Raw genomic sequence first — 24,162 nt, forward strand, 5'->3', positions numbered from 1 at the left:
CGCCCAAATTTAGAACTAAAATTCAGCAAAGAGAAGTGAACATGCTAGAAAGAATCAGAGAAGGCTCTCAAGGGATCGTAGCTAAGTCCATTTTAGGTTTAGTTATATTAACGTTTGCCGTAAGTGGCATCGGTAGTTATATCAACAGCCAAGCGGATACAGCATTAGCGGTAGTGAATGATGTAGAAATAGGTCAGTCTGCATTTGAGCAAGCTTATCAAAGTGAACGTAACAGAATGCAATCGCAATATGGTGAAATGATCGAACAGTTAATGTTAGATGATAACTACGTTGCCAACTTCAAAAAAGGTGTTCTTGAGCGTTTAATTATTGAAGAACTACAAAGACAAGAAGCAAATGATTTAGGTATACGTGTTGGTGACGAGCAAATTCGTACTGCGATTCGTCAAATGCCAGAGTTTCAACAAGATGGTCAATTTGACAATGACCGTTATCTTGCTTTATTACGCCAAGCTGGTTTTCAGCCAAAAGAATTTAAAGAATACGTTCGTGAACAAATGAGTCGTACACAATATGTTGGTGCGGTATCAGGTTCAGAATTTGTTTTACCGAGTGAAGAAAAAGTATATAAAGAGTTAAGCGAACAAGTTCGTAGTTTTGATATGGTTACTATTTCTGCCGCTGGTTTAAGACCTAGCATTAAGCCAGAGCAAACTGATTTAGATGCATTTTATGCCGCTAATAAATATAGATATCAAACTCAACCTAAAGTAGCCGTTGATTACTTAGTTATCGACAGTGCTGAGTTAACTGCTGATATTGATGTATCTGAACAAGAAGTTGAAGCTTATTACAACGATAGCCTTGCTGCGTACACGCAAGAAGCACAGCGTCGTTTATCTCATATCTTAATTGAAACCGGTGATGATGCTGAAGCTGCAAAAGCGACAATCATGAAAGCTCAACAAGAACTTAATGCTGGAAAAGACTTTGCTGAATTAGCAAAACTTTACTCTACTGATACATTCAGTGGCGAAAATGGCGGTGATCTTGAGTGGGTTGATGCTGGCGTTATGGGTGATGAATTTGACGAAGCCGCAGCAAAACTTACTAAAGTTGGTGATGTGACTGATGTTGTTGAAACTGAATACGGTTATCACTTAATTAAATTAACAGATTTTAAAGCCGCTGTTGTTCAACCTTTAGCAGAAGTTAAAGATGATATTTTAGCGTCATTAAAACAGAATAAAATTACTGAAATTTATTTAGATGCGCAAACTCGTGCTGTTGAAACATCATATGAAATAGCTGATACGTTAATAGACGCTGCAGAAGTTTCTGGTCTGAAAATGCAATCAACTGGTTTATTGTCTCGTGCTCAGTTGCCAGCTATTTTATTAGACCCAAAAGTTACTGACAAATTATTTGATGAAGAGTTTATTAACGAAGGATTAAACAGTGATTTAATCGAGTTAAACGATGATAAATCAATAATTGTACGCGTTAATGAATACGAAGCTGCAAAACAGCAATCATTAGATGATGTATTAGCGAACGTAACAGCTGCTGTTGTTGCACAACAAGCTACAGAATTAGCGGATGTTAAAGCGACAGAGATTTTAACTAAGTTAAATGCTGGTGAAGCATTATCAAGCTTAGGTCTTAATGTTGAAAGTCAAACTGATGTCGCTCGTTATGAGACGAAAGTTGATGTAACAGTAAGAGACAAAGTATTTGCATTAGCTAAGCCAGTAGACGGCACTAAAGAGTTTTCTACTGTTAGTTTAAATAATGGTGATGCAGTTGTTATCTCGTTGAATTCAGTGTCTCAGAAAGCGTCTGAGGGAGCAGAAGATACAACTAAGCAACAAGTTGAAGCACTTGTGACTCGCATTACTGCAAAAGCGTATATAGATACACTTAAAGCAACGGCAGATATTGAAATAAACCTGTAGTTATTGCACGTTTATTTAGGAATTAGAAAAGGCTCTTAGGAGCCTTTTTTGGTGGGTGAAAAGCAGGGGTAAGGGCCGCTGGAAGCTAGAAGGCTTGAGGGCTGGAAGGAAAAGCGAAAGAAGCTTTAAGGCGGGAAGGCTATAGGGCTTGAAGGAAAAGTGAAGAGTCGCTGTAAACAAAAGTACGAACCTGCGGTTCGCTGCTGAACAATTGACTTACTAGATTGTGCAAATTAGAGTGGTTGTCCACGTTATATTTACTTAGGGATGAAGACGGATGATGGGAAATAGTATTGATTCAGTTCGTGTTCTTGTCTATGAGCTAGGTAAGAAAATTAATGTCCCTTTAGGTCTATTAAGTTTACCCAATAAACCCATTGGAGATGGGACTCCTCATATAGAAATAGAAGATGATAGGTATCATTTTGTATCTAGTGAACGAGGTAGAGAGTTATGGAGAAAAAGCACTATTGATCTTAATGAATTGATGTATTGGATGTTTAGCTTGATTACGTCTTCAATGGCATATAAGTATGAGCGTAAAAACCGCATTGAAGGACAAGACCATAGAAGAATCGTTTTTTCAAAGAAAATAGAATTACTTAATATTTTAAATCCAGAATGGTCAAGACGTGAAGAAATAGAACTCAAAAAAATACTATTAAATAACCCATATGATGATGACATAGATGCAAGACTTTCGATGAGTGAAAAGTTAATTGATAAAGGAGTTGCACCTGAAGAAGCATATCGAAAGGCATGTTTAAAATACCCGTTACCAGAAAGATCAATTGATGGGCTCACAGGCTAACAAAAAATATAAAAGATTAAAAGCCGGGCGAACCTGCGGTTCGCTGATAATCAATTGACTTATCATATTGGGAGAATTAGAGCAGATGTCTACGTTATTTGTTGGACTGCATTTATATACAATCCCGATCAATTTCCTACCAAGTCAAGAAAACAGGAACAATGCCCATCCTTGGGGGATCACAAAAAAACGAGTCGGTACGTAACAAAGGTGTGGTAAATGTTGTAGAGGTTTGATATTAATAGTGAAAATAAATAAGAGGAACGGCGTTGTCAGAAACTTAGGCAATCGTCCTCTGATTAAATTCTTATACGACTTTAATATGGATGAACCCTCATAAATGGCACTATTTTCTAAAAAAGAAGCTGAGACGGAAAAAACTAAATCAGCCGAAGAATTTTGTAAAAGTGTAATCCAAGGTTTTAAAGAAAAATCTAGTCACAATAAAAATGAATCCATGTTTTGTTTTTGGTTGTCGATGGGAGGCGCTTTAGCAGCACCTATATTTGTTACTCTAGGTGAGGATTTTGCTATATTTCTTGGCTGTTATGGAAATGTTTTTATCCTTTCAAAACTAATTCCATCATTATTATCTGTTTCTGTAGCTTTTTCTACCGCATGGCTGCAATTACGAAAGCCCCAGCAGTTATGGGCTTTATATAGAACCTCACAACGAGAATTAGAAGATAATTTATATAAGTATCAATACAAAGTGGCTGACTATGATAACCATAAAAATCCTGATAAGCACTTAGTTGAAAATGTTACTAGAATAGCACTTGATGCTCATTACTCTTGGTTACCAATGGTTCCAAACCCAGAAGATATCAAGTCTTCCTCATCCACCAAAGCGAAGAACAAATGAGTACCTTTAAAGTTGAATCAACCATAATAAATACAAAATTTGGAAAGTTTGATTTTTATTGTTTTAGTTGGGGAGATCATGAAGAAGATAATATCCTTGTGTTAAAGAACGGTGATAGTGGTAAATCTCCTCTTTTAAGGATTCAAAGTGCTTGCTACACAGCTGAGATCTTTAAAAGCCTTGACTGCGATTGCCATGCACAATTGAGTGAAAGCCAAAGAGTTATATCTGAAAATGGTGGTTTATTGATATACATGTTATGTGACGGCAGAGGTGCAGGTCTTTTAAATAAAATTAAAGGGATGGATTTAGGTATTACGCATGGGTTAGATACATCAGAAGCTTATCATCACTTAGGTTTAGAGCAAGACCCAAGAGATTATCAAAGAGCCTGTGAAATATTGTCATATTTCCATATTAAAGAGGTAAAATTACTAACAAATAACCCTCGAAAAGTTGATGCACTTGCATCAAATGGTATTGATGTCTATCGTCAGCCATTGGAGATTTCTTCAACTAAAAGTTCAAAATCATACTTAAAAACGAAAGCATTAAAAATGGGTCATATGCTTAGAGAGTTTGATTTATAGTCGTATAACAAGTTGTTTAAACGGACACAAACTGCTGGCTGTGCTCGTTCCTCGCTATTATAGCCAGCCATTTTTAGCCGCTTAGCAAAGCGTTAGGTGAAAGGAGTATCAAAAATTGACTAAAGGACATAGCGCGACCATCATCGCAACAATAGTAGCCGCAGTTATTACAGCAGCTGCCTCTCTTTATATTCACTTTGACTCTCCAGAAATCGATATTTTAGGAACAGTAGCTGAGAAAACTGATTATGAAGAAGAGGGAAATCCTAAGAATCCTACTCTAAATATCGTAGATGTCTTTGTTACGCCTATTGATACAAAGATTCCTACAAGTTTTTTTGCAGAAATATCAAACACTGGCTCTGTTTCAGCTAAAGACATTTACCTTGCTTTAGACTTCGGATAATCAACAATTCAAGAATGTGAGTTACAACCAGATTCCATTGCAAAACCAATCGAATCTGAGGCTCTTTCTATTCAAACTTACAGTGTCGCTGAACTTCGCAAAGACTCGTCCTTATACATTAGCTGCGCTATAAATTTGCCCTATTTTAAGAAAATACAGGTTGGGGGAGGCAACGTCAGCCTTGAAAAAAGCCTAACTTATGACGCATACAAAAACTCCATGAATGGAGAAAGTATTGGATTTTACGGCGGTATATGGCGAGCCATTATTGTTTTCCTTCTTCTTATGGTCGCATTTAAAATAATAGGGTTTCTTTTTGATTAAATCACCTAACAAAGCCATTAAAGCTTACAGTGTAACAAGGCCATCCACTTTAATTTGTTATTGAAAATAAAATAAGTTATTGAATATTAGAAGGGTGTGAAATATTGTGGTTTTTATTTAAAGAGATTGGCTGAGAATGAGAAATTCTACAGCTTTGTTATGTTGCATATGAATAAACTAACTCTTGTCGTATTAGTAACTATTTTCCTTTCTGGTTGTGCTCAAACAGTAACTTCACATGGATATACTCCGGGAAAAGAGTTCTACATCACTTTTATTTACCCAGATAAAACTCCTGCATACGGTGTAACATTTAATTGTAAAGGCTCAAGCAAGTACTCTTCCAGTGAAATTATTTCTAATGCACTTAATAAGTCAGCGACTAAATCAGATAAAAATGGGCTTTTGGTTCTAAAACATGATGGTGCAGAAGAATATGATAGTTACAAACAAATAGGTTCATTTCAGTGGGCGCATAGCTCAAGTGACTCTGCAGATTGTGACTTTTACCTATTAAACAAAAAAGTATACTCTGGTTCAATTAACGAATTTAATCATCCAGTTAAGATTACTATATCCAGAACTGCAAATATAACAACAATAAATGAATAAGACGGGTCAGGGTTAAATTAAATCTTAGATATAAATTGTTTAATTGTTAGTTGAACAGAGAGTGGTTGGGGCGTTTTTTGACTATACGAGCAACTGATACAAAACATGTCTACTTTTACGAGGTCACATCAAGCTTACAGCTTACAGCTTACAGCTTACAGCTTACAGCTTACAGCTTTAAAGCCTTACCGCCCTCTAGCTTTATCGCCCTCCAGCCTTACCGCCTTAAAGCCTTACCGCCCTCTAGTTTTGACGTCTTCCAGCCTTACCGCCTTCCAACTTCCAGCTCTCCGCCCACAAAAAAGCGAACTAAATAGTTCGCTTTTTTTATCTTGCTTTGTTTTTTTATTTTGCTTACAGCTTACAGCTTACAGCTTACACGTTAAATTGGAAGTGGATAACATCACCGTCTTTAACTATGTAGCTTTTGCCTTCTGAGCGCCATTTACCGGCGTTTTTGGCACCTTGTTCACCATTGTTATCAACAAAGTCTTGGTAGCCTATTGTTTCAGCTCGGATGAAGCCTTTTTCAAAGTCTGTGTGGATTTTACCAGCGGCTTGTGGCGCGGTAGAACCTTCTGTGTATGTCCAAGCTCTTACTTCTTTAACTCCAGCCGTGAAGTAAGTATTTAGTTTTAGCAACTCATAACCAGAACGAATTACACGGTTAAGGCCTGGTTCTTCCCAGCCTAAGTCTTCCATAAATTCAGCTAAGTCTTCTGGCTCTAATTCTGATAATTCAGATTCAATTGCGGCACACACTGCAACTACAACGGCGTTTTCGCCTGATGCAATTTCACGCACTTTATCTAAAAATGGATTGTTTTCAAATCCGTCTTCTGCCACGTTGGCAATATACATTGTTGGCTTCATTGTTAGTAGGTTCAAGTAGCTAATAGCAGCGGCTTCTTCTTTTGTTAACTCAACAGAGCGAGCCATGCCACCTTCATCAATGATAGGCTTTAATTTTTCTAATACTTGAACTTCAAATTTAGCGTCAGCATCGCCGCCTTTGGCTTTTTTTGCATTACGGTATAGAGCATTGTCGATTGAGTCCATATCCGCTAATGCTAATTCTGTATTGATAACGTCGATGTCTTCTTGCGGGTTAACTTTACCTGCAACGTGAACGATATTGTCGTCATCAAAACAACGTACAACATGACCAATTGCGTCAGTTTCACGTATGTTCGCTAAGAATTGATTACCTAAACCTTCACCTTTTGATGCACCTTTCACTAAGCCGGCAATATCTACAAATTCCATAGTCGTAGGAAGTACACGTTGCGGGGTTACTATCTCTGCTAATTTATCTAAACGTAAATCAGGAACTGGAACCACGCCGGTATTAGGCTCAATGGTACAGAATGGGAAGTTGGCAGCTTCGATGCCCGCTTTTGTTAACGCGTTAAATAATGTTGATTTACCAACATTTGGTAATCCTACAATTCCACATTTAAAACCCATGATGGTTCCTTAATCAAATACTTAAAATTATGTTAAATTTGGTTTATTCAGCGCTAAACGAATGAAGACGGTTTTGAGCTTTCTTTAAATCTTGTTTAAACCAAATCTCAGTACATCTAACAGCTTCATCTATCGCTGCATCTATTTTTTCTTGATCAGCTTGTGGCGCTTTGCCTAAAACCCAACCCGTTACTTTGTCTCTGTGTCCAGGATGACCAATGCCAATCCTCAACCGATAAAATTCTTTGTTATTTGCCAATTTGGCAATGATATCTTTAAGTCCGTTATGACCACCATGGCCGCCGCCTTTTTTGATCTTAGCAACGCCCGGTGACAAGTCTAATTCATCATGTACAACCAAAATTTGTTCTGGTTTTATTTTATAAAAATTAGCAAGTGCAGATACAGATTTACCACTTAAGTTCATAAAGGTGGTGGGAATGAGTAATTTTACTTCTTGTTCTGCAATATACATTTTAGCGGAATAGCCAAAATACTTAGGGTCATTTTTTAATGTGATGTTATTGCTACGGCACAGTTCTTCAATAAACCATGCGCCAGCGTTATGGCGGGTGTTTTGATATTCGGGGCCTGGATTAGCCAGGCCCACGATAAGTTGAATGTCATTACTCACGAATAAACCGTAAGTTAATCAACTAATTATTCAGCTGCTGCTTCGTCAGAAGAAGGAGCTTCTTCTTCTTCAGCTGCAGCTGCTTTTGGAGCGTGTAATGTAACAACTGCTAAATCTTGACCTTCAGGTTTAGCTAGTTCTACAGATGTAACGCCTTTAGGCAATTTAACATCGCTCATGTGTAATGTTTGACCAATTTCTAAAGCAGAGATATCAAGCTCTAAAAACTCAGGTAAGTTTTTAGGAAGACAAGAAATTTCTAATTCATTGATTGTGTGTGCAACAATACCGCCAGTTTTAACTGCAGCTTCTTCACCAACAAAGTGAAGTGGTACGCTTGTTTGAAGTTCTTGTTTAGCATCAACACGTTGGAAATCAAGGTGCAAAATTTGCATTTTGAACGGATGACGTTGAACATCTTTTAAGATCACGTCTTCTTTTTTACCATCAATAACTAATGTTAAGATATGAGAGTAAAAACCTTCGTTATCTTGTGCTTGCCAAATTTTATTATGTGCAAGAGCAATGTTTTGTGTGCCTTTATCAAGACCGTATACGATTGCAGGAACTTGGTCAGCATGACGAAGGCGGCGGCTCGCACCCGTACCTTTGTCAGAACGAACTGTAGCTTCTAAAGTGTAAATAGCTTCAGACATTTGGAATTCTCCAGAATTTGTTTTTTTCATTTAGTTTTAATGTTTTTTCTCGCGACCAAGAAAAAACGCATAACCTCGCTTAACGAGGGCGGCGTATTCTAAGTGAAATCGATGGATTACTCAACCATTATCTATGCGCTAGAGCTATCTTTTTAAGGATTTGTTATTAGGTTCTTTAATTGAGCTTTAGCTAGGCTTTTACCTAAGTGATAACTTACTTTGTTGAGGTATTTAAAAGGTGATAACTAAGGGGGAAGTGGAAACTGTATATGATGGTTTTATGCCATCAATATACAGTTATATCATTGAAGTTTATTTTACTTCTTCACCAGCTGCTTGTTTATCAGCATGGTAACTAGAGCGTACAAATGGACCACTGGCAGCATGTTTAAAACCAAGTGCATCTGCTTCCGTTTTAAACATATCAAATTCAGCTGGCGGTACATAACGTTCTACCGCTAAATGATGTTTACTTGGTTGCAAGTATTGACCTATTGTTAACATGTCTACGTCATGCTCACGTAAGTCTTTTAATACATCAATGATCTCTTCGTTAGTTTCACCTAATCCAACCATTAAGCCTGATTTAGTGTCTACATCTGGATGCATCTGTTTAAAACGTTTTAATAGCTCTAAAGACCATTTGTAGTTAGCGCCTGGTCTGGCTAAACGATACAAACGAGGTGCCGTTTCCATATTGTGGTTAAATACATCTGGCGGAGCCGTTGCTAAGATCTCTAATGCTGTATCCATACGACCACGAAAATCAGGGACTAAAATTTCAACCTTGATACCCGGGTTATGTTTACGAATAGCCGTTACACAGTCAGCAAAATGTTGGGCACCACCGTCGCGTAAATCATCACGGTCTACCGAGGTAATAACCACATATTTTAAGCCCATTTCTTTAATGGTTAAGCCTAATTTTTCAGGCTCTTCTGCGTTTGCTGGTAATGGTCTACCGTGACCAACATCACAAAATGGACAACGACGAGTACAAATGTCACCTAAGATCATAAAGGTAGCCGTACCGTGATTAAAACATTCTGGTAGGTTAGGGCATGAAGCTTCTTCACATACAGAGCTTAAGCCTTGGCTGCGCATTGCTTTTTTTAAGTTGTCGATTTTTTCACTTGATTTAGGTAAACGAATTTTTAACCAATCAGGTTTACGCAACATAGTCTCACGTTCAGACGGCATTACTTTTATTGGAATAAGCGACATTTTGTCAGCATCACGTAATTTAACGCCAGCTTCTAATTTTGATGATTTTACTGTAGTCATTATTTTTCTAACCCTGTACAGGTTGTAACGTTTGTGGCGTTTAAAGACGCCGCTAATATCTTTGTAAGTCCGTCAGCAGCTTCGGCTACTGTTTTTGGTCCACCAATTTTACTGGTTTGTAGCATTTCCATTCCCGCATAACCGCACGGGTTAATTCTTAAAAATGGTGCTAAGTCCATATCAATATTCAGAGCTAAACCATGAAAACTACAACCTTTACGTACTCGTAGGCCTAAAGATGCAATTTTCATTTCATCAACATAAACACCTGGTGCATCTTTTTTTGCATAGGCTTCGATAGAATATTGTTTTAATAGTTCTACAATGGCCACTTCAATTTGAGTGACTAAATCTCTTACACCCAATTTGCGACGACGTAAATCAAGCAGAAGATAAATAACTAGTTGACCAGGACCATGATAGGTAACTTGTCCACCGCGGTCTACTTTAACCACTGGAATATCACCTGTATTTAACAAGTGCTCTTCTTTACCAGCTTGACCTTGAGTAAATACAGGGTCGTGTTCAACCACCCATAATTCGTCAGCAACGTCTTCATCACGATTATCGGTGAAGTTCTGCATGGCATGCCAGATGGTTTCGTAATCGCCTGTATCTAGTTGTCTGATGATCAGTTTATTATTTATCTCTGTCATTATCTTAGCTATAGAACGTATCGGACAATGTCGATAGCGCTTAATTCGTTATAAATTTGTTCCATTTGCTCTTTACTCGTAACGGTAACTCTAATCGATACAGCATGATATGTACCTTTAGAACTTGGTTTAATAGTAGGTGAGTAATCATTTGGAGCAATTGGTTGTAACACTTCAATTATTCTTGTTGGTAAATCTTCTTGTGCTAAGCCCATGACTTTAAATGTTTGTTGGCATGGGAAGTCTAGTAATTCATCAAAGTGTGTGTTTTTAACTGTCATAAAGTATCGCCTATAAAAGCAAAAGTATTTCTATGTTTTGAATAAAAACCGACCATGTAGGTCGGTTTAATTAAATACTATATCCGATATTTACCAATCTAATTTTAGACGAATATAATCTTTTAGTTTTTGGTAAAGGCTGCCTTCGTTCACTTCATCAAGTGCAACAAGAGGGTACTCAGTAATAATTTCATCTTCAATTTTTAGTACTAAAGTACCAACAACTTCACCTTTAGCAATAGGTGCTTTAAGTTCTTTATCTAGTGTGAAATGAGCAGTTAACTTGTCTCTGAATCCACGAGGAACAGTAACAGCTGTGCTTTGGTTGATACCTAAGCGAACTTCTTCTTTGTCGCCCATATAAATACGCTGTTTGGCAAATTCAGTTCCAGCTTCGTATGCAACTAACGTTTCAAAGAAACGGAAGCCGTAATTAAGTAATTTTTTGGCTTCTTGGCTACGAGAACGTTCACTTGATGTGCCCATAACAACCGCGACTAAACGCATGCTACCTTTTAGTGCTGATGCTACTAAAGAATAACCAGCTGCATCTGTATGACCTGTTTTAATGCCGTCAACTTGTAAGGTTTTATCCCATAATAAAGTATTTCTATTTAACTGTGAGATGTTGTTATAAGTAAAATCTTTTTCTTTATAGATTGCATATTCTTCAGGAACATCACGAATAAGTGCCATACCTAAGGTTGCCATATCTCTTGCTGTTGTCATGTGTCCTTTGGCTGTTAAGCCATGGCTATTAACAAAGTGTGATGATTTAAGGCCAATATTTTCTGCATGGAAGTTCATTATTTGTGAAAACTGCTCTTCACTACCTGCAATATATTCTGCCATTGCAACACAGGCATCATTACCACTTTGGATAATAATACCTCGGTTTAAGTCAGCAACTGAAACTTGAGTGCCACCTTTAATAAACATTTTTGATGAACCACGAAATTTTTTGCCCCAAGCATTATCACCAACGGTCACCATATCATTCATTGAGATAGTACCGTTTTGAAGCTCTTTGCCTATAACATAACTTGTCATCATCTTAGTTAAACTAGCTGGGTTTAAACTTTTGTCTGCATCTTTTTCAGCAAGTACTTTACCAGTTTGATAGTCTATTAGGATGTATGCTTTAGCGTTGATCGTTGGAGGATTAGGTACCATAAATTTGGCATTTGAAACAAATGAAAGAGTACAAAGAGAAACACAAATTAATTTAGATAATAAATTTTTCATTTTTTCATTATTTTCCGAAAAGGTTGAATATGGACAACGTGAATATAGAAACCGTATTATCCACATGAGACCAACGTGTGTCTAGGGTAAAGGTATCATTCATATAGGAATTAATGTAAACAAGCAGTAAAAATGTCAGATTAAGGTAAAACGTTTTTAATTATGCTTTTATTATAAGTAACATCCGATAGCTGATTGCTAAATGTTTCAGCGGTAACTTGGTCATCAAATGGGCCAAATAATAGAGCGATATCACTGTCTGATTGCACTGACGAATAGGTTTGGTTCAGCATAATAGATAAACCTTTACCAACTTCTTCAGCATGCTCAATACTTTCTATACCACTTAGTTTTACATGAAATTGTTGCTTCTCAGTTTGTTGAGCTTGTTTTGACTCTGGCTCAATTGAGTCAGGAAAAACCACCTCCAACTGAACTTTAGCTGTCCCTGTGTCATAAACACCAATTTTATAAGCCGCAGCATAAGACAGGTCAATGATCCTTTCTTGATAAAACGGACCTCGGTCATTCACACGTACAATCGTCGATTTATTATTAGCTAAGTTGGTGACTTTAACAAAACTCGGTAATGGTAAGGTTTTATGAGCCGCACTCATTTGATACATGTTATAGATTTCACCATTTGAAGTTAGATGACCATGAAATTTTCTACCATACCAAGATGCAGTACCTGTTTGGGTAAATGTTTTTCTATTTTTTCTAGGCACATAACGGATGCCTTTAATAGTGTAAGGACTGTTTCCTCTGCCTACTTTTTCATTTGTTACCGTTGCGTCTTTTAATTCTAAAGTCGTCGGTGGACGAGTCGGGGCACTGTCATGTTTATGAGAATATCGACTCGTTGTACAAGCGGATAAAAGCATTAATAAAAGTAAGGTAAGAGTAAATTTATTCATAATTGATTTAAGCTGCCAATAATCGTTTATTGGTTGCAATTGCCATTAATATACCAAAGCTGGCCATCAAGGTAACTATTGAGGTACCACCATAACTTACTAGTGGTAAAGGAACACCAACAACTGGCATTAAGCCTGAAACCATGCCGATGTTTACAAATAAATAAACAAAGAAGGTTAGTGTTAAGCTGCCTGCTAATATTTTAGTAAAGCCTTCTTGTGCTCTTATCGCAATAACAGTTCCGCGCATAATAATAAAAGCGTAAACGGCTAATAATAGTAATACCCCAATGAATCCAAACTCTTCACTAAATACTGAAAATATAAAGTCCGTGTGGCGTTCTGGCAAAAACTCTAGCTGTGATTGTGTACCTTGCAGCCAGCCTTTACCTTGAAAACCACCAGAACCAATTGCAATCTTTGATTGAATAATATGGTAACCAGAACCAAGCGGATCGCTCTCTGGATTCAAGAAGGTTAACACTCGTTGTTTTTGATATGGGTGCATTAAGTAAAACCATAATATTGGTAAAAATGCAGCAAACATAGCGATTAAACCAAATAAAATTCTAAAACGTAATCCAGCTAAAAATAGAGCGAAAAAGCCACTGCTAGCAACTAATAGGGATGTCCCCAAATCAGGTTGCTTAGCAATTAATAATGTAGGAATGGCTATAATACAAAAGCTAAAAAAGGTATTTTTAGTAGAAGGAGGCAAAGTATATTTGCTTAAAAACCAAGCCATCATCATAGGTAGCGATAGTTTCATAATTTCAGATGGTTGGAACTTAGTGATACCTAAGTTTAACCAACGCTGCGCGCCTTTGCCCATATCACCAAATAATAAAACTGATATAAGTAATATGACACCAACAACAAAAATATGTGGTGCCCATCGTTGATAGAAAAAAGGTGATATTTGAGCAACAATTAATAACACACCTAAACCAAGGCCAAGGCGAAACATTTGGCGTATGGCCATATTTATGTTTTGGCCACCTGCACTATATACCACGAAAACACTTAACAGCATTAACGTCAGTATAGCTAACATTAAAGGTACATCTACATGGAAACGAAACCACATAGAACTTCGGCGTCGTTCGTTTTCTGTTTTAACCATTGTCATTGTTTGTGTCCACAGGTGGAATAGTATTTGTTAAGTCTCGTTTACCCGCTAAACCTAAACCAAAATAGAGGTCTAATATTTTTCTAGCAATTGGTGCTGCATGTGAACCACCGCCACCGGCATTTTCCAAAGCAACAACAATAACAATACTAGGGGATTCATACGGCGCAAAGCCAACATACATAGCGTTATCACGATAGCGCTCAGCAACATCTTCTACGTTATATTCTTCATCTTCATCTAAACCAAATAACTGAGCCGTTCCTGTTTTACCTGCGGAACTATAAACGGCGTCTTCAAAGGCTTTTCTTGCTGTTCCGTCTGAGGCGGTAACGGTTTGATACATAGCATCTAAAATTATATCCCAATGTTTATCATTTTTTAATACTATCGGATTTCTATGTTTGGTTGCAGTTGCTTGGTAAACACCATTTTTGGTGATACCAGTGACTAATCTAGGTTCTACTATTTTTCCACGGTTTACCAATATTGCGGTCGACATTGCGAGCTGAACAGGGGTGGCAGTCCAGTATCCTTGACCAATACCAATTGAGATTGTATCGCCTTTATACCAAACTTCTTTAAAACGGGCTTTTTTCCAAGCTCTTGATGGCATAATGGCCGTTGATTCTTCAAAAACATCAACACCGGTATAATCACCAAAACCAAATTTAGAACCAAATTCACTAATGTTATCGATACCTAGGCGGTAAGCGAGATCGTAGTAAAAAATATCACATGACTGCTTAATAGACGTTAACAAGTCTACATGACCATGGCCTTGTGGTTTCCAGTCTCTGAATCGTCGTTGTACTTCAATATTTGGAATACGCCAATAACCGGGATCCCAAATCGTGGTATCTTTGGTGATCAGGCCTTTATCTAGTGCCAATAATGCTAATTGCGGTTTGATCGTTGAGGCTGGCGGATATTGCCCTTGGGTTACGCGGTTCAACATAGGTTTATCTTTAGAGCCTATGATCTTTGAATATTCGTTTTGACTAATACCGTTTACAAATAAATTAGGATCATAAGTAGGATTACTGTAAAAAGTAAGTAGTGCACCATCTCTTGAGTCCATAGCGATAATTGCACCCATGTTGTCACCCATGATCTCTTTCGCTTTTATTTGTAAGTCAACGTCAATAGCAAGGTGTAAGTCGGTGCCGGTTATAGGCGAAGTAACACTCAGTTGTCTTAATACTCGGCTACGGTGATTTACTTCTACTTCTTGGCTGCCTGTAATGCCATGCAACTGACTTTCGTAATAACGTTCAATACCGATTTTTCCGATACTACGTGTGGCTGCATAGTTTTTAAGTTGGCCGGTATCATCAAGTCGTTGTAAGTCTTTTTTGTTTATTTTGCCTACATAGCCAACGCCGTGAGTAAAATAATCACCAAAAGGGTAATGACGGGCTAAACGAGCCTCAATAGATACCCCGGAGAATCTATGTTGATGCACCGAAAATAACGCGACTTCTTTGTCCGTTAGTTTTGATTTAAGTGGCATGCCTTTAAAACGACGACGATATTTAATAGCACGTTTAAATACTTCTATTTGCTCGTCACTAATTTGTATAATCTCGCCTATTTCCGCTAAGGTTTTATCCATATCCGCAATTTGTTCAGGAATTATTTCTAAACTGAATGTTGGCTCATTACCGGCTAATATTTTACCGTTAATATCTTTAATAACACCACGGTTTGGCTGAATAGGTTGGACTTTTATGCGGTTTTCATTGGAGCGTGTTTGATACGAATTATAAGAGCTAATTTGTAAATAAAACAAATTACCAATTAACAGTAACATTAAACTACCAATGAAAAATAATGATATTACAGCGCGTTGAGCAAATAAGTTCGACTCAGCGGAATGATCTTGAATATGGTAAGAATCTCTACGCATTAATAAACCCTCATTCCCTGTGGTACGGATGGTTGTTATTAAGGCTCCAAGCGCGATACAAACCTTCTGCAACAATCACTCTTACCATAGGGTGCGGTAAGGTTAGTGGTGATAAAGACCATTTTTGTTCTGAACGTTGTATGCACTCAGGAGAAAGTCCTTCAGGCCCACCTACTAACAAACTGACGTCTCTGCCGTCCATTTGCCAACTGCTAAGTTGTTTAGATAACTGATGAGTATCCCAAGGTTTACCTGTTACTTCTAAAGTGACAATCCTATTGGAGGCAGGAACATGAGCGAGCATTTTCTCGCCCTCAATTTGTAATATTCTAGCAATGTCGGCATTTTTCCCACGTTTTCCAGCAGGGACTTCGATTAATTCAAACGAACAATCTTTTGGAAAACGTCTTTGATATTCTGCAAAACCAGTAGCAACCCAAGCAGGCATTTTGGTTCCAACAGCAACAAGTTGAATCTTCATTCAGAAAAACACCTAAAATACTTATTCGTCAGATGAAGACGGAGTTAATTTTTGCCATAATTTTTCAAGCTGATAAAAGTCACGAGTACTTTCTTGCATAACATGCAGTACAACCGGCCCCATATCAACGAGTACCCATTCACTATCTTCTTTGCCTTCAACACCTAAAGGTGTTTCACCAGCTTCTTTTGCTTCATAAGCAACGTGTTCAGCAATTGATTGAACGTGTTTTCTTGAGTTACCAGAGCAGATCACCATGTGTTCTGTAATGGTAGATGTAGCACCAACATCAATAGTAATAATGTCACGAGCTTTAAGATCGTCTATTTTATCTAATACGAATTCTAGAATTTGTTGAGTTTGCAAAGTGGTTATGGACCTGTTTTAACCTTGAAATTGTTTTAGATTCTACTTTGCTAACGCCATAGAGTACAGGGCTAAATAACATCTAAGTGCCTGCTTTTTTATTTTTGTTAAACTAAAGCGGGTGCTACTTGTATAAATTATGGGAATCTATGTATTGCTGGACGGCAGGAGGAAGCATAGTTAACTCGTTTTTGTTTCTATTTTCGGCTTTATTAGCCGACTGGCTATACATGTTTTGTATTTCAGAGGAGGACGTGTCAACTTCAGTAACCGAGGTGATAATGACTTGGCTTTTTAAATATGGTTGAAGCTCAGAAGGAAGCTTATTCGGGTTATATTCAACACCAGGTCTTTGCATCACCAGTAAATCGCAAAAAGAAAATATCTCCTGCCACTTAAACCACAAATGGAAATTAATTAACGAGTCCATACCAATCAAAAAATACAGTTTATGATCTGGATATTTATGATAAAAATATTCGATAGTTTGGCGGGTATAAGAGGGCGTTGTTAATTGAATTTCATAGTCGCTTATTTCAATGTTTAAGCCACTGGTTTCAATGTTTAACGAGCTGTCATTCTGGTTATCATCAAGGTTTTGCAAGGCCAGTTTTGTCATCTGTAAACGATGGAAACTACTTACGTTTGGCGTTTCTTTATGTGGCGGAATATGACACGGCAGATAGATCAAGGTTTCAGCATTAACTGACTTAGCCGACTCTATTGCAGGAAATAAATGACCATTATGGATTGGATTAAACGTGCCACCGTAAATAACTATTACTGGTTTGTTAGATAAAGGCATCGCCTTAATTTAACTCCAAATCTAAGTCCAGGGGTAACTTAACATTAGCTAAGTCCGTCGCACCTGTAAGCATTAAACAAACGTGAGCAAACATTGAATACGGGCAAGGTAAGGTATGAAACTTTATCCCTTGGTCAATTTGCGATAATTGATGAACCGCTGCATTTAAAATATGTGTTGGGATACGTTTTGCTTGGTTTAAATAAAGTGCTTGTTTGTTTTTCCACACTTTATGGCTGTCTAAAATTGATTTAGTGTCGAGTTTATAGTTTAACGCTTGGTTTAATTGTTGAATTAACACCACATCTTTTTGCAATGCCCAAAGGATAATATTTGGCTCCAATTCTTCAAGTTTTAAACGCTCAATAATATTAATACATTGCTTGGCATTACCAGCCCATAATTGATCTATTAATTGAAAAACTGAATAACGAGATTGGTCGGCTACCAACTTTTCAACATCTGTTAAGGTGATATTAGAAGAGTTTAACGCCATAGATATCTTTTCAAGCTCTTGCGCACAGGCCAATAAATTACCAGCAGTATATTCCAATAAATACACTTGTGCTTCGTAACTCATTTGCATCTTGTGTTTGGCTAATTGATCTTTTAACCAACGTTGTAGATGATTGCCGTCAATATCATAAACTGGAATGTAAATACCGACTTTGTCGAGGCCTTTAAACCAAGCCGCGCGCGTTTGGCTACTTTCTAGTTTTGGTCCAAAAATAACTAAACTAGTTTCAGCCGAGAGCTGCTCGGTTATTTGTTTTATCGCGTCACTGCCAGCTTTTGGCATTTTGCCAGTCGTGAGTTCTAATTCAATTAACTTAGTAGAAGAGAATAAAGACATAGATTGGCAATGGTCAATTAACTCATCCCATTCAAACTGATCGTCGTCAGACAATCGAATAAACTCTTCAACACCTTGTTGCTTTGCAGCTTGTTTTATTTGTAAACGACAATCATTAATTTGAAACGGCTCATCACCAAACAATAAATAACAGGGCGCTAATCCATCTTTAAGTGTGGTTGCTATTTGATTGGCGTAAATTTTCATAGCGGTTAATTAATACCATTGAGTTGCGACATAATACGGTCGCTGGCTAATACGCGTAACTCAGACAAAATCAATTGACGCTCACGTTCTTTACCAAGCGCATTGTTGGGATCGTCTTGAAACTCTCGGGTTAATTCAAAAGAGAAATGTTGGGTTGGCTTGTTTGGCAAGCGGACTTCAAACTCAACCTGATAAATTAGTTCGTATTCAGCAACTTGACCGTTAGGAAATAATGACAGAGTACGGCGCTGAAATTGTTCAGGCAGTATTTTTAATTCGGCATTATTAACATTGAACTTAGGCAATAAAGTAACTTTATTTTGGCTTAGTCTTATTTTTACTTGTTTAGCCAAGGGGCTAAATTTTTTGCTAGAGGTTAAGTACAAGGTTTGTAATGAGTCAGGCAGATAGTAATGCCCTTTAAGTTTAAAACCACAACTTGATGAGAATAAAGCAATTAAAATAGTGGTGAATACTAATACAGATTTCATAGTTGAAATGGTGCTCATCAAATAATTTTAAGGATGGTTAAATTTATAACCAGACTATTAAACGCTATTTAAGGTTTTTTTTAAATAGCCCAGCTAAAAAAGCTGAATTTAAAGGTCTAGTTATAAAATGCTAACTACAAAGAAGCCAAGAGTTTATCTTGGCTTCCAATTTAACGGTTAGTTAATGCTATAAAGTTAATTAGCTGTATTAATTGGCAACTATGTTTAACACTTTACCTTTAACAAAAATAACTTTACGTACCGTTTTGTCAGACAAGAAACGTTCAACATTTGACTCAGCAAAAGCTAATTCTTTAACTTTCTCTTCTGACGCGTCAGCATCAACGGTAAGCTTACCGCGTACTTTACCGTTAACTTGCACAATAATAAGCTTTTCGCTTTCAACCATCGCAGACTTATCTGCCACCGGCCATTGTGCATTTTCAACGTCGTTACCATTACCAAGCATTACCCATAAATCGTGACAAACGTGTGGAGTAATTGGCGTTAACATAATAACAACCGCTTCCATTGCTTCTGTTAATACCGCTTTGTCTGCTTCTGAATTCATTGGCGTTTTGGCTAATTTATTCATTAGTTCCATAACCGCAGCAATTGCTGTGTTAAAGGTATTACGACGGTCTAAATCGTCCGTTACTTTTTCAATTGTTTTATGTACTTCACGACGAACGGCTTTTTGCTCGTTAGTCAAAGTGGCAAAATCAAAGTCTTTTACTAAACCTGCATCAATAACGTCGTTTGCTAATTTCCAAACACGTTTAATAAAGCGATGCGCACCTTCAACACCGGTATCTGACCATTCTAATGTTTGCTCTGGAGGCGCGGTAAACATCATGAACAAACGAACAGTGTCGGCACCAAGTTTGTCGATAACTTTTTGCGGATCTATGCCGTTATTTTTAGACTTAGACATTTTTGACATGCCAGAAGAAATAACCGGCTGACCGTCTTTAATATGCCATGCTTTAGTTACACGGCCTTTGTCGTCACGTTCAACGTCAACTTCTGTTGGTGAAATCCAAACTTTTCCGCCATTATCCGCTTCACGATAATAAGTATCAGCTAATACCATGCCTTGGCACAATAAACGTTTAAACGGTTCGTCAGACTCAACCAAACCAACATCACGCATTAATTTATGGAAAAAACGTGCGTACAATAAATGCAAGATAGCGTGTTCAATACCACCCACATATTGGTCTACAGGCAACCAGTAATTCGCTTTTTCTGGGTCTAACATCATGTCGTCAGATTGCGGTGAGCAGTAACGTGCGTAATACCAAGAAGACTCCATAAAGGTATCAAAAGTATCGGTTTCTCTAAATGCAGTTTGTCCGTTAATCGTGGTTTTTGCCCACTCAGGATCAGACTTAATAGGAGACGCTGAGCCATCCATTACCACATCTTCTGGCAATATAACTGGTAAGTCTTGCTCTGGAACAGGAACCGACGTGCCATCTTCCAAGGTTGCCATTGGAATAGGAGCGCCCCAGTAACGTTGACGAGAAACACCCCAGTCACGTAAACGGAAGTTAACTGTTTTTTTGCCTTTACCGTCTTGCTCTAATTTGGCAACAATCGCGGCAAATGCGTCAGCAAACTCTAATCCGTCAAATTCACCAGAGTTAATTAATTTACCTTTTCCTGTGTATGCAGCTACAGACAAATCAATGTCATCTTCGGCTGTGATAACTTGTTTAATGGTTAAACCGTATTTAGTCGCAAATTCCCAGTCACGTTGATCATGACCCGGAACAGACATAACTGCGCCTGTGCCGTAACCCATTAATACAAAGTTAGCTGTCCATACTGGAACTTCTTCACCAGTAATTGGGTGAATAGCTTTAAAACCAGTATCAAAACCAAGTTTGTCCATGGTTGCCATATCAGCTTCTGCTACTGACTGACTTTTACATTCTTCAATAAATTCAGCTAACTTAGGATTAGTTTCTGCTGCTTTTAAAGCAAGAGGGTGCTGGCCTGCAACCGCTACATAGGTTACGCCAAGTAAAGTATCTGGACGCGTTGTATAAACTTCTAACGTTCCATTCTCAGCAAGATCACCTCCAAGGCCATCAGTAAGATCATCACCAACAACTTTAAATTTGATGTCAGCACCTTCAGAACGACCAATCCAGTTTTTCTGCATGGTTTTAACTTGTTCAGGCCAATTTTCTAGTTGGTCTAAGTCTGTTAATAATTCGTCAGCGTAATCAGTGATTTTAATAAACCACTGTGGAATTTCTTTTTGTTCTACTAATGCACCAGAGCGCCAGCCACGACCGTCAATAACTTGCTCGTTGGCTAAAACCGTATTATCAACTGGATCCCAGTTTACCGTTGCGGTTTTTTTATAAACTAAGCCTTTTTCGTACAACTTAGTGAAAAACCATTGTTCCCAACGATAATACTCAGGGGTACAAGTTGCCACTTCACGGTTCCAGTCATAACCAAAACCCAAAGAGTTAAGTTGGTTTTTCATGTAATCGATATTTTCGTACGTCCACTTAGCAGGCGCAGTTTTATGATTTATTGCTGCATTTTCAGCAGGTAGGCCAAACGCATCCCAACCCATAGGTTGCATTACGTTTTTACCGTTAAGTCTTTGGAAACGAGAAATAACATCACCAATGGTGTAGTTACGAACGTGTCCCATATGCAGGCGGCCACTAGGGTAAGGCAACATTGAGAGGCAGTAAAACTTCTCTTTAGTTTCATCTTCCGTTACTTTAAACGTTTGATTGTCGGTCCAATGTTGTTGAACTTTTTGTTCAATTTCCTGATGGTTGTATTCTGCTTGCATGGTTAGATCTCAGTTTGCGGTTACACCTAAATGACTGTACTTAGGCGTATAACGATTAGTCGCGGCATTAGAAATAATATCGAAAAATTGCCGTGGAATTTTAAGGCGCTAAGCATAACGAATAAGCCTGTTAGCAACAAGAGAGGATATGAGAAAAAACACAATTTGTGTAAAAAAATTACAGTTAGAAATTTAATAAGCTGCACTTATGAAGTAAACAAGTCGTCACCTCTCAGGCAATAAGTTGTGGTGTAATACCAATTGAATTAATGAATTAGTTATTCAGCGAGAATTAAAAGGTTCATAGGTGAGGCATTGATTGAAGAGAATGGTTGTTCCCTTGTTGAAATCAATAACAAAGCATATGAAGCTTTTAAACTCGCCCTTCGGGAGCTTGTTAGAGGCGCGCCAAACTATTCATATGAGCAGCGCAAAATTTATTTGGTGTACGACTGCATGGATGCAGGAGATAGAGCGACTCAGGAGACAAAGCCGAGAATAACTATATCGACACAAATTTTGCTTATTCTCACACCTCTAACATAGCTCTGAACTAATCAATTCATTAATACAATTGGTATTAGTAAATACAGAAAGAAAAATTATTTTTCTCGCTATTTACTGATCTCAAACAATATTTTAGTTTATAAAGCATATTATGGTGTTATGCAGAAAGTAGCATGTTGGCAATAGCTTTATGTAGAAGCTTATATAAAGAGTGGCTTATACAAGTAAACATTTTGTGTTAGGAGGCAGTATTATGGAATGGTTTAAAAGTGTTTATGACTTTATTGAGAGAAAGTTTTTCTTTACCTTAAGTCGAAAAATCATAGGGAATATAGGTTTTCTTTTTTTGTTTCAAATAGCAAATCTGTACTTGTTTTCTAGCTGGATGTCGTCGCCAGACATTGATGAAGGCACGATGAAAATGGTTTCGACTATTTTATTTATAGTTAGTGCGTTGAGCTTTATTTTTACCATTTTCTATATGCATCATCTGATTGTTAAGCCTGTGCAAGCCTTACTCTCGACACTGAACAATATAAACCACACCAAAGGCGACCTTTCAACTCGCTTGCCTAAATTTAGCCACGACGAATTTACCGAGTTATCTACAGCGTATAATACCTTTGCCAATAACTTAACCGGCTTAATTAAACAGGTTTACCTAGATGCCCAAAGTGCAACTAAAGCCAATCAAACAGTGACCAGTCTGGTCAACGAGAGTTACCAACAAGCTGATCAGCAAAAAACAATGAGTGACAATATTACAGATGCCGTGACACAAGTCAGCCAAAGTATTTTTGGGATTGTTAGCGCGTCGGAGCAAGTAACCTCAACCAATGAAAAAAACCAAGGGCATGTGCAAAATGCCAATCAAATACTATCAAGCTCACAACAACAAATTGAAAAAATCACTCAACTGTTAAATCACTTTTCTTCTACCGTAAAAGGCTTACAAGATAATGCAGATAATGTACGTAATATTTTAAAAGTAGTGGAAGGTTTTGCCGACCAAACCAACCTTTTAGCATTAAACGCCGCTATTGAAGCAGCTAGAGCAGGAGAGGCCGGAAGAGGATTCGCCATTGTAGCTGATGAAGTGAGAAGTTTATCCAGCAAAGTATCGGATGCAACGCAGCAGATCAGTAACTTCTTAAATCAAATGGAAACCTTGGTAAGTGAAACGCATACTGAATCAACCACACTGATCACAGAGTCTAGTAATATGGAACAAAGCATAAGAGACACATCAAGTATTTTTGAATTGATGAACCGCGATTTTGAAGAAAACGTAACGGCTTTTGGCGTCATTATGGAGTCAGTAACGTCATTAGAAGTACAACAAAATAATACCGCAGATTTTGCTGCAGGAATTACCTCATTAAGTAATGACATTCAACAGCGTTTGCAATCAACCACAGAGCAGGCGAGTAAAGCACAAAGTATGGCTACTTCTACTCAAAAGGGGTTAGGGCAGTTTGTTGAGTAAAATCAACTGTTTTTTTTAGAGCCTCTAATGAGGCTTATTTTCTATTTGGTGTATTAACTTTGTCATGGTGCTTGTCAGAATTCTAAGGTTTCGCCCCTCGGCAAGTTACCTTTTTGCAACAGCCCAAAAACGTAACCCAAAAAGGCCGTCCGTCACCAAATATCTATTTGTATTAAATACTAACTTTCATCTTCAAATACGGAAAAACATTCGTCCCTGAACATTTTCCTCAATCGGGCATCCATGCCCGCTCGATTTAAGAAAAGTTATATTTAATACAGATATTTGAATCGGGAGGTAAAGCAGAGCGAAAAGCAAAATCGCGAACCTGCGGTTCGGAGACAATAAATAGGCTTATATGCTTGTAATGCCGATCAGTTAAGAAATATTTAACGATCCATTGACCGATCTTTTGAATAGTTCAAAATCCGATATCAATT

Annotated in this window: 23 protein-coding genes; 7 read left to right on the top strand and 16 right to left on the bottom strand. The window is 37.7% G+C overall.

Translation table 11 applies throughout. From position 1 onward, the window contains the following. Nucleotides 1-41 precede the first annotated feature (41 nt). The 6 genes from Q0940_RS12785 (at nucleotide 42) to Q0940_RS12810 (ending at nucleotide 5,524) form a co-directional block, all read left to right on the top strand. Nucleotides 42-1,916 (top strand): SurA N-terminal domain-containing protein, encoded by a 1,875-nt coding sequence (locus Q0940_RS12785; protein WP_299269118.1) that lies wholly within the window; start codon nucleotides 42-44, stop codon nucleotides 1,914-1,916. Between the two features lie 277 nt (nucleotides 1,917-2,193). Then, nucleotides 2,194-2,727 (top strand): Imm63 family immunity protein, encoded by a 534-nt coding sequence (locus Q0940_RS12790; protein WP_299269120.1) that lies wholly within the window; start codon nucleotides 2,194-2,196, stop codon nucleotides 2,725-2,727. Nucleotides 2,728-3,067: 340 nt separating this feature from the next. After that, nucleotides 3,068-3,592, top strand: coding sequence for a DUF4231 domain-containing protein (locus Q0940_RS12795; RefSeq protein ID WP_299269122.1), 525 nt, complete (start codon nucleotides 3,068-3,070; stop codon nucleotides 3,590-3,592). Further along, nucleotides 3,589-4,182, top strand: coding sequence for a GTP cyclohydrolase II (locus Q0940_RS12800; protein WP_299269124.1), 594 nt, complete (start codon nucleotides 3,589-3,591; stop codon nucleotides 4,180-4,182). Before Q0940_RS12795 ends, Q0940_RS12800 begins: the two co-directional genes overlap by 4 nt. A gap of 115 nt (nucleotides 4,183-4,297) precedes the next feature. Then, nucleotides 4,298-4,588, top strand: a complete 291-nt coding sequence (locus Q0940_RS12805) for a hypothetical protein (protein WP_299269126.1) — start codon at nucleotides 4,298-4,300, stop codon at nucleotides 4,586-4,588. 492 nt (nucleotides 4,589-5,080) lie between these two features. Further along, a complete protein-coding gene (locus Q0940_RS12810; protein WP_299269128.1) occupies nucleotides 5,081-5,524 on the top strand; it encodes a hypothetical protein in 444 nt (147 codons plus the stop codon). A gap of 375 nt (nucleotides 5,525-5,899) precedes the next feature. Here Q0940_RS12810 and ychF read toward each other — a convergent pair whose 3' ends face one another. From ychF to leuS, 16 genes are all read right to left on the bottom strand, one after another. Next, entirely contained in the window at nucleotides 5,900-6,991 is a 1,092-nt protein-coding gene (ychF, locus tag Q0940_RS12815; RefSeq protein WP_299269131.1) for a redox-regulated ATPase YchF, read from the bottom strand. 43 nt (nucleotides 6,992-7,034) lie between these two features. Continuing rightward, nucleotides 7,035-7,625, bottom strand: a complete 591-nt coding sequence (pth, locus tag Q0940_RS12820) for an aminoacyl-tRNA hydrolase (protein ID WP_299269133.1) — start codon at nucleotides 7,623-7,625, stop codon at nucleotides 7,035-7,037. Between the two features lie 26 nt (nucleotides 7,626-7,651). Beyond that, complete coding sequence (locus Q0940_RS12825) at nucleotides 7,652-8,281, bottom strand: 50S ribosomal protein L25/general stress protein Ctc (protein ID WP_299269171.1); 630 nt, start codon at nucleotides 8,279-8,281, stop codon at nucleotides 7,652-7,654. 312 nt (nucleotides 8,282-8,593) lie between these two features. Beyond that, a complete protein-coding gene (gene lipA / locus Q0940_RS12830; RefSeq protein ID WP_299269135.1) occupies nucleotides 8,594-9,565 on the bottom strand; it encodes a lipoyl synthase in 972 nt (323 codons plus the stop codon). Further along, nucleotides 9,565-10,221: a lipoyl(octanoyl) transferase LipB gene (gene lipB / locus Q0940_RS12835; RefSeq protein WP_299269137.1), complete on the bottom strand. Its 657-nt coding sequence runs from the start codon at nucleotides 10,219-10,221 to the stop codon at nucleotides 9,565-9,567. The genes lipA and lipB overlap by 1 nt, the downstream gene beginning before the upstream one ends. Before the next feature lie 8 nt (nucleotides 10,222-10,229). Continuing rightward, nucleotides 10,230-10,502, bottom strand: coding sequence for a DUF493 family protein YbeD (gene ybeD / locus Q0940_RS12840; protein ID WP_299269139.1), 273 nt, complete (start codon nucleotides 10,500-10,502; stop codon nucleotides 10,230-10,232). Nucleotides 10,503-10,592: 90 nt separating this feature from the next. After that, entirely contained in the window at nucleotides 10,593-11,747 is a 1,155-nt protein-coding gene (locus Q0940_RS12845; RefSeq protein ID WP_299269142.1) for a serine hydrolase, read from the bottom strand. A gap of 140 nt (nucleotides 11,748-11,887) precedes the next feature. Then, the gene (locus tag Q0940_RS12850) at nucleotides 11,888-12,664 is read right to left on the bottom strand and encodes a septal ring lytic transglycosylase RlpA family protein (RefSeq protein WP_299269144.1); all 777 of its coding nucleotides are present in this window, start codon (nucleotides 12,662-12,664) and stop codon (nucleotides 11,888-11,890) included. Between the two features lie 7 nt (nucleotides 12,665-12,671). Beyond that, on the bottom strand, nucleotides 12,672-13,787 hold the full coding sequence (gene rodA / locus Q0940_RS12855) for a rod shape-determining protein RodA (protein ID WP_299269173.1): 1,116 nt from the start codon (nucleotides 13,785-13,787) through the stop codon (nucleotides 12,672-12,674). Next, complete coding sequence (gene mrdA / locus Q0940_RS12860) at nucleotides 13,780-15,702, bottom strand: penicillin-binding protein 2 (protein ID WP_299269146.1); 1,923 nt, start codon at nucleotides 15,700-15,702, stop codon at nucleotides 13,780-13,782. The genes rodA and mrdA overlap by 8 nt, the downstream gene beginning before the upstream one ends. A 10-nt stretch (nucleotides 15,703-15,712) precedes the next feature. Continuing rightward, entirely contained in the window at nucleotides 15,713-16,183 is a 471-nt protein-coding gene (gene rlmH, locus Q0940_RS12865) for a 23S rRNA (pseudouridine(1915)-N(3))-methyltransferase RlmH (protein WP_299269148.1), read from the bottom strand. A 21-nt stretch (nucleotides 16,184-16,204) separates the two neighbouring features. Beyond that, the gene (gene rsfS, locus Q0940_RS12870) at nucleotides 16,205-16,549 is read right to left on the bottom strand and encodes a ribosome silencing factor (RefSeq protein WP_299269150.1); all 345 of its coding nucleotides are present in this window, start codon (nucleotides 16,547-16,549) and stop codon (nucleotides 16,205-16,207) included. Between the two features lie 124 nt (nucleotides 16,550-16,673). Then, nucleotides 16,674-17,354 carry a nicotinate (nicotinamide) nucleotide adenylyltransferase gene (nadD, locus tag Q0940_RS12875; protein ID WP_299269152.1) on the bottom strand — a complete coding sequence of 227 codons (681 nt, stop codon included), beginning with the start codon at nucleotides 17,352-17,354 and terminating at the stop codon, nucleotides 16,674-16,676. 4 nt (nucleotides 17,355-17,358) lie between these two features. Then, a complete protein-coding gene (holA, locus tag Q0940_RS12880) occupies nucleotides 17,359-18,414 on the bottom strand; it encodes a DNA polymerase III subunit delta (RefSeq protein WP_299269154.1) in 1,056 nt (351 codons plus the stop codon). 5 nt (nucleotides 18,415-18,419) lie between these two features. Continuing rightward, a complete protein-coding gene (gene lptE / locus Q0940_RS12885) occupies nucleotides 18,420-18,905 on the bottom strand; it encodes an LPS assembly lipoprotein LptE (RefSeq protein WP_299269156.1) in 486 nt (161 codons plus the stop codon). A 208-nt stretch (nucleotides 18,906-19,113) separates the two neighbouring features. Next, complete coding sequence (gene leuS / locus Q0940_RS12890; RefSeq protein WP_299269158.1) at nucleotides 19,114-21,729, bottom strand: leucine--tRNA ligase; 2,616 nt, start codon at nucleotides 21,727-21,729, stop codon at nucleotides 19,114-19,116. A gap of 760 nt (nucleotides 21,730-22,489) precedes the next feature. Between leuS and Q0940_RS12895 the strand changes: the two genes are divergently transcribed. Further along, entirely contained in the window at nucleotides 22,490-23,722 is a 1,233-nt protein-coding gene (locus tag Q0940_RS12895; RefSeq protein ID WP_299269163.1) for a HAMP domain-containing methyl-accepting chemotaxis protein, read from the top strand. Nucleotides 23,723-24,162 lie beyond the last annotated feature (440 nt).

It is taken from the genome of uncultured Psychrosphaera sp., from assembly GCF_947500655.1.
Taxonomy (GTDB): domain Bacteria; phylum Pseudomonadota; class Gammaproteobacteria; order Enterobacterales; family Alteromonadaceae; genus Psychrosphaera.

Bases quoted from the DNA above. Each gene is read 5' to 3' on its own strand.
- Q0940_RS12785 (WP_299269118.1), top strand. From the start codon at position 42: ATGCTAGAAAGAATCAGAGAAGGCTCTCAAGGGATCGTAGCTAAGTCC.
- Q0940_RS12790 (WP_299269120.1), top strand. From the start codon at position 2,194: ATGATGGGAAATAGTATTGATTCAGTTCGTGTTCTTGTCTATGAGCTA.
- Q0940_RS12795 (WP_299269122.1), top strand. From the start codon at position 3,068: ATGGCACTATTTTCTAAAAAAGAAGCTGAGACGGAAAAAACTAAATCA.
- Q0940_RS12800 (WP_299269124.1), top strand. From the start codon at position 3,589: ATGAGTACCTTTAAAGTTGAATCAACCATAATAAATACAAAATTTGGA.
- Q0940_RS12810 (WP_299269128.1), top strand. From the start codon at position 5,081: ATGAATAAACTAACTCTTGTCGTATTAGTAACTATTTTCCTTTCTGGT.
- ychF (WP_299269131.1), bottom strand. From the start codon at position 6,991: ATGGGTTTTAAATGTGGAATTGTAGGATTACCAAATGTTGGTAAATCA.
- Q0940_RS12825 (WP_299269171.1), bottom strand. From the start codon at position 8,281: ATGTCTGAAGCTATTTACACTTTAGAAGCTACAGTTCGTTCTGACAAA.
- lipA (WP_299269135.1), bottom strand. From the start codon at position 9,565: ATGACTACAGTAAAATCATCAAAATTAGAAGCTGGCGTTAAATTACGT.
- lipB (WP_299269137.1), bottom strand. From the start codon at position 10,221: ATGACAGAGATAAATAATAAACTGATCATCAGACAACTAGATACAGGC.
- ybeD (WP_299269139.1), bottom strand. From the start codon at position 10,502: ATGACAGTTAAAAACACACACTTTGATGAATTACTAGACTTCCCATGC.
- Q0940_RS12845 (WP_299269142.1), bottom strand. From the start codon at position 11,747: ATGAAAAATTTATTATCTAAATTAATTTGTGTTTCTCTTTGTACTCTT.
- Q0940_RS12850 (WP_299269144.1), bottom strand. From the start codon at position 12,664: ATGAATAAATTTACTCTTACCTTACTTTTATTAATGCTTTTATCCGCT.
- rodA (WP_299269173.1), bottom strand. From the start codon at position 13,787: ATGGTTAAAACAGAAAACGAACGACGCCGAAGTTCTATGTGGTTTCGT.
- mrdA (WP_299269146.1), bottom strand. From the start codon at position 15,702: ATGCGTAGAGATTCTTACCATATTCAAGATCATTCCGCTGAGTCGAAC.
- rlmH (WP_299269148.1), bottom strand. From the start codon at position 16,183: ATGAAGATTCAACTTGTTGCTGTTGGAACCAAAATGCCTGCTTGGGTT.
- nadD (WP_299269152.1), bottom strand. From the start codon at position 17,354: ATGCCTTTATCTAACAAACCAGTAATAGTTATTTACGGTGGCACGTTT.
- holA (WP_299269154.1), bottom strand. From the start codon at position 18,414: ATGAAAATTTACGCCAATCAAATAGCAACCACACTTAAAGATGGATTA.
- lptE (WP_299269156.1), bottom strand. From the start codon at position 18,905: ATGAAATCTGTATTAGTATTCACCACTATTTTAATTGCTTTATTCTCA.
- leuS (WP_299269158.1), bottom strand. From the start codon at position 21,729: ATGCAAGCAGAATACAACCATCAGGAAATTGAACAAAAAGTTCAACAA.
- Q0940_RS12895 (WP_299269163.1), top strand. From the start codon at position 22,490: ATGGAATGGTTTAAAAGTGTTTATGACTTTATTGAGAGAAAGTTTTTC.